Source organism: Roseburia sp. OM04-10BH, from assembly GCF_003462605.1.
GTDB lineage: Bacteria > Bacillota > Clostridia > Lachnospirales > Lachnospiraceae > Roseburia_C > Roseburia_C amylophila.
Map to the genome: position 1 here is coordinate 1 of NZ_QTZI01000010.1, position 12,713 is coordinate 12,713.

10 protein-coding genes are annotated in these 12,713 nt (G+C 40.3%); 2 read left to right on the plus strand and 8 right to left on the minus strand.

Translation table 11 applies throughout. From position 1 onward, the window contains the following. Positions 1-376: 376 nt before the first annotated feature. The 4 genes from DXB43_RS10620 to DXB43_RS10635 form a co-directional block, all read right to left on the minus strand. Positions 377-1,279 (minus strand): carbohydrate ABC transporter permease, encoded by a 903-nt coding sequence (locus DXB43_RS10620; RefSeq protein WP_022243701.1) that lies wholly within the window; start codon positions 1,277-1,279, stop codon positions 377-379. Then, positions 1,279-2,238 (minus strand): carbohydrate ABC transporter permease, encoded by a 960-nt coding sequence (locus tag DXB43_RS10625; RefSeq protein WP_117697995.1) that lies wholly within the window; start codon positions 2,236-2,238, stop codon positions 1,279-1,281. The genes DXB43_RS10620 and DXB43_RS10625 overlap by 1 nt, the downstream gene beginning before the upstream one ends. Before the next feature lie 127 nt (positions 2,239-2,365). Then, on the minus strand, positions 2,366-3,799 hold the full coding sequence (locus tag DXB43_RS10630) for a hypothetical protein (RefSeq protein ID WP_147326025.1): 1,434 nt from the start codon (positions 3,797-3,799) through the stop codon (positions 2,366-2,368). A gap of 16 nt (positions 3,800-3,815) precedes the next feature. Next, positions 3,816-4,856 (minus strand): LacI family DNA-binding transcriptional regulator, encoded by a 1,041-nt coding sequence (locus DXB43_RS10635; RefSeq protein WP_117947540.1) that lies wholly within the window; start codon positions 4,854-4,856, stop codon positions 3,816-3,818. Between the two features lie 384 nt (positions 4,857-5,240). On the opposite strand from DXB43_RS10635, the gene DXB43_RS10640 reads away from it, so the two are divergent. Beyond that, complete coding sequence (locus DXB43_RS10640; RefSeq protein ID WP_117697992.1) at positions 5,241-7,685, plus strand: GH36-type glycosyl hydrolase domain-containing protein; 2,445 nt, start codon at positions 5,241-5,243, stop codon at positions 7,683-7,685. A gap of 125 nt (positions 7,686-7,810) precedes the next feature. Here the strand turns inward: DXB43_RS10640 and asnS are convergent, their stop codons facing one another. Next, positions 7,811-9,202: an asparagine--tRNA ligase gene (gene asnS, locus DXB43_RS10645; protein WP_117697991.1), complete on the minus strand. Its 1,392-nt coding sequence runs from the start codon at positions 9,200-9,202 to the stop codon at positions 7,811-7,813. A 39-nt stretch (positions 9,203-9,241) separates the two neighbouring features. Next, the gene (gene tig, locus DXB43_RS10650; protein WP_158567215.1) at positions 9,242-10,435 is read right to left on the minus strand and encodes a trigger factor; all 1,194 of its coding nucleotides are present in this window, start codon (positions 10,433-10,435) and stop codon (positions 9,242-9,244) included. Positions 10,436-10,659: 224 nt separating this feature from the next. Here tig and DXB43_RS10655 point away from each other — a divergent pair, with 224 nt between their 5' ends. Then, complete coding sequence (locus DXB43_RS10655; RefSeq protein ID WP_117698024.1) at positions 10,660-11,070, plus strand: hypothetical protein; 411 nt, start codon at positions 10,660-10,662, stop codon at positions 11,068-11,070. 173 nt (positions 11,071-11,243) lie between these two features. Here DXB43_RS10655 and DXB43_RS10660 read toward each other — a convergent pair whose 3' ends face one another. Together DXB43_RS10660 and spoIIR are read right to left on the minus strand one after the other, a co-directional pair. After that, positions 11,244-11,690 carry a DUF1934 domain-containing protein gene (locus DXB43_RS10660; RefSeq protein WP_022243709.1) on the minus strand — a complete coding sequence of 149 codons (447 nt, stop codon included), beginning with the start codon at positions 11,688-11,690 and terminating at the stop codon, positions 11,244-11,246. 40 nt (positions 11,691-11,730) lie between these two features. After that, positions 11,731-12,372, minus strand: coding sequence for a stage II sporulation protein R (gene spoIIR, locus DXB43_RS10665; RefSeq protein WP_158561838.1), 642 nt, complete (start codon positions 12,370-12,372; stop codon positions 11,731-11,733). Positions 12,373-12,713 lie beyond the last annotated feature (341 nt).

The window sequence follows — 12,713 nt, forward strand, 5'->3', positions numbered from 1 at the left end:
AGCCCTTTATTTTCAAGGCTTGAAAGCGGTTTTCATCAACACATTTTGTCCTATAACTCGCAATACTGCTAAGATAAGTCAGTGCCACATAGATTGCTGCAATTAACGCAGCCTGCACAATAAATAATACTTTTTTGTTTCTCATATTCTTTTGTCTCCTCTAGTTTTGTTTTACGAGTGGAAGGTCTCGAACACTCGGTTTCTTCTTCCCCTAAGACCTTGGTTTTACGGGGTACTTGCAACGTTTGAAAGTGTATCACAGAACTTGTCTAATTGCAAGCGATTGTATGCACACAAAGAGAGGCTGCTGTAGCAGCCTCTCTTCGCGCTTAATTATATTTTGTATGAGGAAATGGAAAAAAGAATTATCTTTGTTTTAGCCCTTTACACCACCAAGTGCTACACCTGCTACAATATACTTTGAAAGGATAAGGTAAGCAATAATTAATGGAAGTACCGTTACGGTAAGGCCTACATATACAACACCGTAATCTACACGGAACTGATCAGATGTCAGCATCTGTACAAACAATGGAAGTGTTTTCTTCTCATCAGTTGTTAACATGATGGTTGGGGTAAAGAGGTTATTCCACTGTGCAATAAACTGGAAGATTGCCTGTGTTGCTACTGCCGGTTTCATAATCGGCATGATAATGGTATTGAAAATCCGGAATTCTCTTGCTCCGTCAATTCGTGCAGCTTCAATCATTTCAATGGATAAGGTACTTTCCATATACTGTTTCATGAAGAATACAACTGCCGGTGCTGCGATACAAGGAATAATCAATGGGATATAAGTATCTACCAGATTCAGTTTTAACATAAAACGGTAGAAACCAATGATTGTAATCTGGTTCGGCACCATCATGATTGCCATGATGAACGCCCATGCAAACTTCTTTGCTTTGAAGTTATATACATGAATTCCATAAGCTGTCATACAGGAACAATATACTGCAAGGAAGGTACCTGGTACTGTGATACATAAGGAGTTCAACATTGCTCTTCCTAATGTTAATCTCATACCATTCTGCTTCTGAAGAAGCATGTTCCAGTTCTCCATCAGGTGGGAGGAAGGAATCAAGGATACACCTGCCTGAATATCTCCAGAAGTTCTGGTCGCATTCATAACCATTAAAAGGAATGGCAGTAAACTAAGGAGACAGAAGAGGATACAAATCAAACCTCGGATTGCTCTTTTTGTATGTAATACTTTCGAATAACTTTTCTGTTTTGGCTGGGATGTCTGTCCGCTCATTGCCATATCAAAACTTGCCATTATCGATTCCCTCCTTTCTTATGTTTCTTCTCGCTCCGATCCGTCATCGTTCCGAAGAAGATAAGACTAATAATCAAGGTCAGAATAAACAGGAATACAGATACTGCTGCTGCCTTACCTACATCACTCTGATATAATCTCATGATGTACATTGCCATTGTTGTGGATGAATCATCCGGCTGTCCGATAAGTCCTGACTTACTGACATTGAATAATGCCGGGATATCGTACATCTGTAAACCACCGATTGCGGAAGTAATCAATACGTATAACATAATCGGTTTTAATAATGGAAGTGTTAAATAACGGAATTTCTTCCATCCGGTTGCTCCATCGATATCAGCCGCTTCATAAAGACTTGGGTCAATTCCCAAAACTCCTGATATCAGCAACAGGGTTGTATTTCCATACCACATCCAGAAGAGGATAAATGATATTAATCCCCGCGTTCCGCCGACGCTTGTCATAAAGTTAAATTTCTGTGAAATGATTCCCATATCACGTAAAGTCTGTGTAATTGGTCCATACTGGGAAAACATTGCATTGAATAAAACAGATACAGACGCTGCTGTGATAATACTAGGTAAGTAAATAATAATTTTGTATGCGCCCTGAGCTTTTAATTTTACAATGTTATCAGTCAGCCATACTGCCAGTAACAATGAAACTAAAATCTGTGGAATAAAGTTACATACCCACATTGTCAGTGTATTTTTCAAATAAATCAATGCATATCCTTTTTCACCGGCTGTCAGTCCGAGAATATTTTTGAAATTGTCTAATCCGCAAAATTCAATAAATTCTCTACCGTTTCTCTTATAGTAGCTTAATGTACTATAGTAAAATGTATTAAATAACGGCCATAACTGAAACAGACAATATGCAATGAAGAATGGGGCGATAAAGAAGTATCCATATCTGCCATATTCAATATGTTTACGTTTTTTCTTTTTGTCCATCTTTGCCAACTCCTCTCAATCCATCTTCCATTTCCCTATATTTTAAAATAACTCTCCAATAGTTTTGTTTATAAATGCTGCCCTTCCCATGCCGGAAAGGGCAGCATAGTTATTGTTCTTTTACTGATTATTCAGCTTTTAAGTATGAATAGGAGTCATGTACTGCGGATTTGAAATCTGCGATTGCAGTATCTTTATCCTTGTTTCCTGCTGCATACTCTTTCACCTGAGTAGACCAAGCAGAGTTGATGTTCTGATCTTCTGCTGTTGCATTCTTAGCACTGATGGAATCAGCCATTGGTAAGTAGAATGCCATGATATCCTGACCAGCTGCTTCATATAAGTAGTCACATGTTGCGCCTGCTTCAGAAATCTTCTTAACAGCTTCTTTGTTGTTTACGAAATCACTGTTCTTTGCATTGATAGATACCATGAAGTCTGTGTCACAGGTAAATGCTTTGATAATTGTTCCAGCCATTTCTTTGTCTGCACAGTTAGCTGTTGCTGCAAGTCCTGTACCACCCCAGTAGAACTGTTCCGGAGCATTTACAAGGATTGTGTTACCTTTCCAGGTATCTTTTAAGCTCCAGTATGTGAACCATGGGCATCCACAGTAAGCAACTGCTGCATTAGATGTCTCGCCGTCACCTTCCATGTTTGCATACCAGTCTGTTGACCACTGGTCTGTTTCATAGGTTAATCCTTCGTCTACCATTGTCTTAGCAAGTTCCATATACTGTGTCATGTTATCATCAACAGAAATAACATCGTCATCGCCATACCAGCCGGTTGCTCTTGAGTTAGAAAGTACACGGAAGCACTCATCATAACCGGAGAACAGTTTACATTTTCCATTAGATGCATCATTTACTTTTCTTGCTGCATCAAGAACACCATCCCATGTAGAGAACATTGTGCTTAATTCATTTACATCAGTTGTTCCAAGATATTTCTCACAAAGGTCTGCTCTTAACTGGAAACATCCAGGAGTAGCCTGCCAGAATAATGCTTTTACATTGTTTGCATCAGAAGAATCTTCGCCGGATACAGTTCCAAGATCCAGATTGTACTGATACTGATTTGCATAATCATCTGCTGTAATTCCACAGTCACCAACTGAGGTCAGCCAGTCACTGTTTACATATTTCAAAACGTAGTCAACCTCAAGTCCCATCAGGTCTGGATACAATTCATTATCAGGATCATCTAAGATTTCATCAATCTTTGTCTGATAATAATCAGATCCACCTGCATTTACGAATACGATACGTTTTGCAAGGTCTGGGTACTGCTCTGCAAACGGTCCATCCAAAATGTTCTTGATGTCATCGTTCCAGCCCCATACTACGAATGCATCATCTGCACTTGGATCACCGGTGATGGTGTTCTCTACTTCTGTAGAATCAGAACCACTGTCTGTGTCCGTATCTGCATCTGCTGTTCCTTCTGTGTTGGATGCATCATTGTTCGCATCCTTTGTGTCATCCCCTGATCCACATCCAGCTACCATAGCTGCTACCATGGATACGCATAATAAAGTACTGATAAGTTTCTTTTTCATTGAGTTCTCCTCCTTCTCATTTTTCATCCTCTTCGGATGTTGTTTCAGGCAGCTCTCCTACCGACTGGCCGGTAATCAATGTGCCCTCTATAACGACTCTCTCTATGAGAGTAGTTCTCGGTTTCTCGATGGCATCAATCAGACGCCGTGCTGCTTCTCTTCCTATTTCTTCTGTATCCTGACGAATCGTTGTGATTCTCGGATGAGATAACTGGGAAATTCTTGTTCCGTCATATCCTGCAATGGAAACATCTTCTGGAATATGCATCCCACGTTCCATAATCACGTTTTTTCCTCCGATTAAAGAGGTGTCATCCGGATAAAGAATACAGGTTGGCGGGTCATCCATATCAAGTAAAATTTCTGTCTGCTCCGCCGCTCCCCTTGTTTCCAGATAAGCAGCTTCCCGAATGTAATCTTCATTTACCTTAATATGAAGTTCTTCCATCGTCCGGTAAAAGCTTGTAAGTCTTTCTCTTGTTACATTCGAGTTTTTCTGTCCATGTATGTAAGCAATTTTTCGGTGACCCTTCTTATATATATACTTCAGCAGCTCTTCCATTCCTTTTACATTATTGGAACAAACTGCTGTGCAATTGTAATGTGTATAATCAATGGTCACTACCGGGAATGCACTGTTCATTAATTCAAGCACTCCCTGGCTGGCAAAATCAGCACACACGATAACGATTCCTTCAAAGTTCCGGTATCTGCAATGTTCAAAAAATGAGGTTTTCTTTACTCCGTAACTGTTGTTGATAAATGTTACATCATATCCCATCTTCTCAACCTGCACCTTAATTCCATTTAGCACACCTGAAAAATATTCATGTGTCAGACCACTTCCTGCTTCTTCCTGAAACAGGACTCCTACATTGTAGGAACGGTTGGTCTTTAATGCTCTGGCAGCTGCATTTGGAAAATACCCCATCCGCTCTGCTGTCTCTCTTACTCTTGCTTTTGTTTCTTCTCCAATATCATGTTGTCCATTCAGTGCTTTGCTAACTGTTGCAGTTGATACACCACATTCTTTCGCAATGTCTTTTAAAGATACCATCTTTTGCACCTCACTGTTTTGAGTTGCTTTTCTTAATCGTTTTCGTAGCTTTATCATAACATATTCAGTGTGAAATGTAACTATTTTTTGTATATTTGTAACAGTTATCCAGTTTTAAGTCGTCAGTTTTGTGCATTTTTTACTAATCTTGTTTTCTTTCTTCTATATTAAGTCGATTTTTTTCTTTCTCTTTACTTAATCGTTATCACTCGGTGTTTTCGATTCATATGACAAAAAGCTGTCATTTTCGCTCTTTTCTCCTAAAATGCATACTTTCTTCAATATTTCTGTTGCTTTTTCCTGATTCTTATATTATACTCAACCTAAAGAAATACCTCTCTTAATCGTTTTCGGACTTATTGTATTTAAGGAGGTTATTTAATTATGAAATTTGGACATTTCGATGATGCAGCGAAAGAATATGTCATCACTTCCCCAAAGACTCCACTTCCATGGATCAACTATTTAGGATGTGAAGATTTCTTTTCACTGGTTTCTAACACCTGCGGAGGATACAGTTTCTATAAAGATGCCAAGCTCCTTCGTCTTACAAGATATCGTTACAACAATATTCCTTATGACAGCAATGGACATTATTACTATATCAAAGATGGTGACACCATCTGGAATCCGGGATGGATGCCAGCCAAGACTGAATTAGATTCCTATCAGTGCCGGCATGGATTAGGCTACTCTGTTTTTGAGGGAAGCAAAAATCAGTTATCCGCAGAGCTGACCATGTTTGTTCCTATGGGAAATACCTGTGAGATTAACAAACTGACACTGACCAACCACGGCAGCGAACACAAAGAAATTTCCGTATTCTCTTATGTAGAATTCTGTCTGTGGAATGCCATGGATGATATGACAAACTTCCAGCGTAACTTCAGTACTGGTGAAGTGGAAATTCACGGCTCTGCCCTTTATCATAAGACAGAATACCGCGAACGCCGTAATCATTATGCGGTATATGCTGTAAATACCCAGCTTGCCGGATTCGATACCGACCGTGAATCTTTCCTTGGTGCTTATGGCGAAAATTCCGCGCCGGAAGTTGTCATAAACGGAACCTCTAAGAACTCTGTAGCAAGCGGCTGGTCTCCGATTGGTTCCCACCATATCAAGGTTTCTCTTGCACCGGGCGAATCAAAATCCTTTGTTTTTGTACTGGGTTATGTAGAGAATCCGGTTGCCGAGAAATGGGATGGTCCTGCTGAAAACGGATGCATCAACAGAAAACCGGCAGAAGAATTATTAAAACGTTTTGATACCACAGAAAAAGCTGACGCTGCTTTAGCAGAATTAAAAGAATACTGGAATAACCTTTTAAACCACTTTACCGTATCTTCTTCCGAAGAGAAGTTAGACCGTATGGTAAACATCTGGCATCAATATCAGTGTATGGTTACCTTTAATATGTCACGTTCCGCTTCCTATTTCGAATCCGGAATTGGACGAGGCATGGGCTTCCGTGATTCCTGTCAGGATCTTTTAGGATTTGTTCATCTGATTCCGGACCGTGCAAGACAGCGTATTTTAGATATCGCATCTACCCAGTTTGAGGATGGAAGTGCTTACCATCAGTATCAGCCACTTACCAAAAAAGGAAATGCTGATATCGGAAGCGGATTCAATGATGACCCGTTATGGCTCATTGCCGGTACTGCTGCTTATATCAAGGAGACCGGAGATTACTCCATTTTAGATGAAATCACTCCTTATGATAATGACGAAAGCAAAGCAACCGATTTTATGGAACATTTAAGACGTTCCTTCAACTATACCAGAACACACTTAGGACCACATGGACTTCCTCTGATTGGACGTGCTGACTGGAATGACTGTCTGAACTTAAACTGCTTCTCAGAAGAGCCGGGTGAATCTTTCCAGACCTTCGGACCATCTGAGGGACCAAATGCAGAGTCTGTATTTATCGCAGGCATGTTTGTAAAATATGGTAAAGATTATGTAGAAATCTGCAAACACAGAGGTCTGGAAGAAGAAGCCAAAGAAGCGGAAGAAGCAATTGCTTCCATGGAAAAAACCGTTCTCGATGCCGGCTGGGATGGCGAATGGTTCTTAAGAGCTTACGACCACTACAAACAGAAAATCGGTTCCAAAGAATGTGACGATGGTAAAATCTTTATCGAGCCGCAGGGATTCTGTGTTATGGCAGAAATCGGACTGAAAGAAGGCAATTGTCTTCAGGCAATGCAGTCTGTTGAAAAATACTTAGATACCAAATACGGTATTGTACTGCTGCAGCCACCTTATCACAAATACCATGTAGAGCTCGGTGAAATTTCTTCCTATCCACCTGGATACAAAGAAAATGCAGGTATCTTCTGTCACAACAATCCATGGATTTCCATTGCAGAAACAGTCGTTGGACGTGGCGACCGTGCATGGCAGGTATACACCAGAACCTGTCCTGCTTATATCGAAGATATCAGCGAAATCCACCGCACTGAGCCATATGTGTACTCTCAGATGATTGCCGGAAAAGATGCGCCAAACTTCGGTGAAGCAAAGAACAGCTGGCTTACCGGTACTGCTGCATGGACTTTCCTTGATGTATCCCAGTATATCTTAGGTATCCGTCCGGATTATGATGGTCTTGTAATTGACCCATGTATTCCATCTACTTTATCCGGTTTTACCGCAAAACGTGATTTCCGTGGTGTAACTTATCACATTCAGGTAAAGAATCCAAATGGCGTACAGAAAGGTGTCAAGGTTCTTACTGTGGATGGTGTTATTGCTGATGGCAATATGATTCCATTTGATCCGTCTAAGAAAGAAGTTACTGTTGAAGTAATTATGGGTTAAGCAAAATACCTCCCTTTATTTATCTTATATAAAATCAATCCATGATTCAAAAGAAGGGCGTATGAAAAAACGAAAGTTTTTTCATACGCCCTTCTTCTATATACTTCTTTTATAACCTGCTGCTCTTACAATTCACAGGTATTAACGGTTCTTGGGAACGGAATGACATCACGGATGTTTGCCATACCGGTAAGATACATGACGCATCTTTCAAATCCAAGTCCGAAGCCTGCATGTCTTGCAGAACCATATTTACGTAAATCAAGATAGAAGCTGTAATCTTCCTCTTTTAATCCAAGTTCATGGATTCTTTCTAATAATTTATCGTAGTCATCCTCTCTCTGGCTTCCTCCGATAATTTCTCCGATTCCTGGCACCAGACAGTCAACTGCTGCAACTGTCTTGCCATCCTCATTGAGTTTCATATAGAAGGCTTTGATTTCCTTTGGATAATCTGTTACAAATACCGGTCTCTTGAAAACCTGCTCGGTTAAGAAACGCTCATGCTCGGTCTGAAGGTCACAGCCCCAGGATACCTTATAATCAAATTTATCATTATTCTTCTCCAGAAGTTCAATGGCTTCTGTATAAGTCACTCTTGCGAAATCGGAATGTAATACATTATTCAGCCGTTCAATCAGTCCCTTGTCTACGAAGGAATTAAAGAACTGCATTTCTTCCGGTGCATGTTCCATAACATAGGAAATAATATATTTCAGCATACTCTCTGCCAGTACCATGTCATCTTCCAGATCTGCAAATGCAATTTCCGGCTCAATCATCCAGAACTCTGCAGCATGTCTTGTAGTATTGGAATTCTCTGCCCTGAAGGTTGGTCCAAAGGTATAAATATTTTTGAACGCCAGTGCAAAGGTCTCTCCGTTTAACTGTCCACTTACGGTAAGATTGGTTGGTTTTCCAAAGAAATCCTGTGTATAATCAATGCTTCCGTCTTCCTTGTGTGGAATGTTATTTAAGTCCATGGTAGTAACCTGGAACATTTCTCCCGCACCCTCACAGTCACTTCCGGTAATCAGCGGAGTGTGTACATAGACAAAGTCCCTCTCCTGGAAGAACTTATGAATTGCATATGCAATCAGGGAACGTACACGGAATACTGCCTCAAAGGTATTGGTACGTGGTCTTAAATGTGAAATAGTTCTTAAATATTCGAAGCTGTGACGTTTCTTCTGTAACGGATAATCCGGTGCAGATGCGCCTTCAATTACGATTTCCTCTGCCTGAATTTCAAATGGCTGTTTTGCTTCCGGTGTAGCTTCCAGCACTCCGGTAACAACAATAGCTGCACCAACATTAATTTTGGTAAGCTCCTGAAAATTCTCCAGTCCGTCTGCATATACTACCTGCAGTGGTTCAAAGAAAGTTCCGTCATTTACTACGATAAATCCGAAGTTTTTAGAATTACGGTTACTTCTTACCCAGCCTCCGACGGTAATCTTCTTACCTACATAATCTTCCTGATGGTGAAATAAATCTCTGATGTCAACAAGTTCCATTTTTCTATCCCCCTTAGATAAAAAATTTTCTAATCCTTTTTAGTTTTCTGTATTTAATTCAGTATCTGTAACATTTTCTGTTCCTGCCTCATCTTCAACAGTTGCACTGTCAACTACTTTCTGAAGTGCCAGATTGCATACATATACTTTCTTTAAATATTCTTTTCCGCTGTCTGCGCTCAATCCATATGATTTGTATAATGTGGATTCATCGCTGTAGCTGTAATTGCTCATAAGATTTCCAACGTAGCTGTCAAAGCCATCCTGGTCAAACTCAATGCCTTCCTTTTCTGCAATTGCCTCTAAAATCATCTGTGTCTTAAGATCTGATGTCACTTCGTCAGTTACATTGCTTACAAATTCATCATAATCCTGATTTGCTGTATTTTCCACATAATCCTTAAGGCTGCTTCCATCGCTGCAGTAATAGGATTCATACTGTGCCATTACCTCTTCCATACGGGCATCCAGAAGTCCATCCGGAAGTTCCTTTACGGTACATACCTCTCCTAACTTGTCCATTACTGCAGAACGGATTGCAGATTTCTTGGAGGATTCCTTAGAAGATTCCAGATAATTGCGTGCATCTGCCTTCATCTCATCTACCGTATCATAGCCAAGGCTGGCCTTAGCATTGACATATGCCACATATTCATCTGTCATATTGTCATAAGTAATATCCTGCTTCTCAACAATTTTATTGATGGTTACATTAAACACAACCGCCTGTCCTGCCAGGTCTGTATTTTTATAGCTTTCCGGGAATGTAAGATTCAAGGTTACTTTATCCCCTACTTTTGCACCGATCAGTCCTTCTTCGAAGCCGTCCATAAACGTATTGCTTCCAATCTCTAAGACCGTATCTGTTGCAGTTCCACCGCTGAATGCCACGCCATCTTTTAATCCTTCATAATCGATATTTACAGCATCTCCATCCTCTACCACTGTTTTATCCGTATCTGCATAGTATGGATAGTTGGTAATTACGCTATTCTCAATAAAAGTCTTCACATCATCATCACTTACGGAATAATCGTCTGTCAAAGCTACTGACAATCCCATATAATCGCCCAGTTCCACATAATCAAGCGGGTCAAAATCAATTGCCGCACTGGATACCACTTCTGTGCTCTCTGTATTCTCTACCGATTCACTTTTCTTGTCTTTTCCACAGCCAGTTACTGAAAATGCCAGTGTCAGGCATAACAATACTGCTACTATTTTCTTCTTCATGTTTATTTCCCTTCTGTCTTTCATTCAAAGGCTGGATTTTTCCAGTCAGTCATACTTTCTAAAGATACCACATTTTCACCGAAAATAAAAGCATTTCATAGAATTTTTCGCATTTGCAGGTTGTCAATCCTGCCAATCAATGATACAATCATATTTGGATTTTACTTAAGGAGGTTTTCATCGTGCCAAAATTTGCGATTGTATTATTAACAATACTGATTATTATGATTATTGCCCTGATTGTTCTTTATTTTGTGGGCAAACGAGCTCAGAAAAAGAAAGAAGAACAGGATGCCCAGATTGCAGCAGCAGCACAGACCATTTCCATGCTGATTATCGATAAGAAGAAGATGCGGCTTAAAGATTCCGGTCTTCCGGCAAATGTCATTGCCCAGACCCCGAAAATGCTCCGCCGTTCCAAACTTCCAATCGTCAAAGCAAAGGTTGGTCCAAAGGTTATGACTTTAATCTGTGACGGACAGATTTTTGATTCCGTTCCGGTTAAGAAGGAAGTAAAAGCTACTGTCAGCGGGCTTTACATCACTGCAGTAAAAGGAATGCGTGGTCCTATCGAAGCACCTGCCAAAAAGAAAAAAGGCTTTATGGCAAAGTTAAAAGAAAAAGCTGGTAAATAAAATAACTTGAGCTGGGTTTTCACCCAGCTCTATTTTATTTTACAGGAGATTGCTTTCCTGCAAAGTAAAAAACGTTCCGCGAGGATGCGCACTGCGGTGTATAAGGTAAATGTCGCAAGCGGCCGCCGCAGACGCGGGAATGTGCCAAGGCACATTCTTTGTTCTACATCCAGCTACGCAAGACTGAATCCGCCTTTTTCTTTTGATGCAATCTTCATCTTAATGGTACAGTCCGCCAGATGCTCATAGTTTACCTCCAATGCATAATCTATCTGCACATCAATACAATGTTCTGTCTCTTCCACTTTAATATCCTTTGCATCAATTCCAACCAGAAGATTTCCAAATGGCGTTCCATAATAAGACATATTTTTCCGGTTCTTTTCAAAGACCATGTGTACATTGGAAACTCCTTTTTTTGTAATATCAATACAGTTTTCCTGCATCTTGATTATATTCTTTGTGCTTCCTTCAAAACCTTCATTTACTTCTTCATACAGCACATAATGTTTTCCGTTTTTCTGGTAATAATCCCCTACTGTAATCACTTCAACCGGCTCTGCTTCTCCTTCTGCCGGCATCTGTAATCCGCTGATTGATACAATTACATCTTTTGTCATCTAATCCGCTCCTTCTATAGAAATCCAGGTCAGTATAGCACTATTTATCCCAGAAATCCAGCCATTTCCATGAAATCTTATAATTCTTCTCTTCCATCAGAGACTGATATTCCGTCTCACTCAAGGTATCCTTCAATACCTTTTCTGATTTACCATCCACAACCTCATAGACACTTCCTTCAAAGCACATATTCGGATACATGACACACCACCAGTTATGTCCCATGCCTGCTCCGATAATCACTTCCAGTGCCTGATAAGTTCCCGCCGGGAACGTATAACTGCCATAGGTCTTTACCGGGAACTCCACGGAAGATAATTTCACCTCTACCGGATAATCATAGCCCTCCTGCCGGATGACTTCTTTTGCAATATGTATAATTTCCGGGAAGTGTTCTCTTGCAATCCGGCTGCTTTCTTCGGCTGTCTTAGCATCCTGCAAAAGTTCTCCCATTTCTTTTCCAACAGCATCCCGCACCTTAAGCTTCAGTGCCTGATCTGCTTCCCCATCACTGTTTGCCCTGACATGGAAACGCAGAATCTTTTCTGCAATGTCCTCCTGCATTCTTCGCCCCTCATAAGCCTTTTTCGCACTGCCTGCCGTAAATACCAACAGTAATAACAGCATGCCATAGAACAACGCCCTTTTTAAATACAATTTTTTTCGGTTATATTCTTTCATGGTAAAACTCCTTTTCATGTTTCTGATTTCTTATTTCTTCTTTTCCTTGCTACACTTTCTTTCGCCATACTATTCTGACTTTCTATCTGGAATATAACCGAAAAAATTTTTTCTATACATTTTGATAACTTTTTGGGGGAGAAAATTTTATGTAGAAATGGGGTGGGGTTGTAAATTTTTCTTGGTGGGATGCGGCTGAGCTTGTAACTTTTCTTTTTGGGGACACGGTTGAGTTTGCGACTTTTCTCTCAAAAGTCGCTGGTGAAGTTGATTTGGGTATAATTTAAGAAAAATGACTCTTTTTTGCCCAATCTCCTCTGCTGTTATCTCCGAAGTTCTCT

Excerpts from the sequence above, each read along its gene's own strand:
- DXB43_RS10630 (WP_147326025.1), bottom strand. The coding sequence starts at position 3,799 with ATGAAAAAGAAACTTATCAGTACTTTATTATGCGTATCCATGGTAGCA.
- asnS (WP_117697991.1), bottom strand. The coding sequence starts at position 9,202 with ATGGAACTTGTTGACATCAGAGATTTATTTCACCATCAGGAAGATTAT.
- DXB43_RS10635 (WP_117947540.1), bottom strand. The coding sequence starts at position 4,856 with ATGGTATCTTTAAAAGACATTGCGAAAGAATGTGGTGTATCAACTGCA.
- DXB43_RS10625 (WP_117697995.1), bottom strand. The coding sequence starts at position 2,238 with ATGGACAAAAAGAAAAAACGTAAACATATTGAATATGGCAGATATGGA.
- tig (WP_158567215.1), bottom strand. The coding sequence starts at position 10,435 with ATGAAGAAGAAAATAGTAGCAGTATTGTTATGCCTGACACTGGCATTT.
- DXB43_RS10640 (WP_117697992.1), top strand. The coding sequence starts at position 5,241 with ATGAAATTTGGACATTTCGATGATGCAGCGAAAGAATATGTCATCACT.
- DXB43_RS10660 (WP_022243709.1), bottom strand. The coding sequence starts at position 11,690 with ATGACAAAAGATGTAATTGTATCAATCAGCGGATTACAGATGCCGGCA.
- spoIIR (WP_158561838.1), bottom strand. The coding sequence starts at position 12,372 with ATGAAAGAATATAACCGAAAAAAATTGTATTTAAAAAGGGCGTTGTTC.
- DXB43_RS10655 (WP_117698024.1), top strand. The coding sequence starts at position 10,660 with ATGATTATTGCCCTGATTGTTCTTTATTTTGTGGGCAAACGAGCTCAG.
- DXB43_RS10620 (WP_022243701.1), bottom strand. The coding sequence starts at position 1,279 with ATGGCAAGTTTTGATATGGCAATGAGCGGACAGACATCCCAGCCAAAA.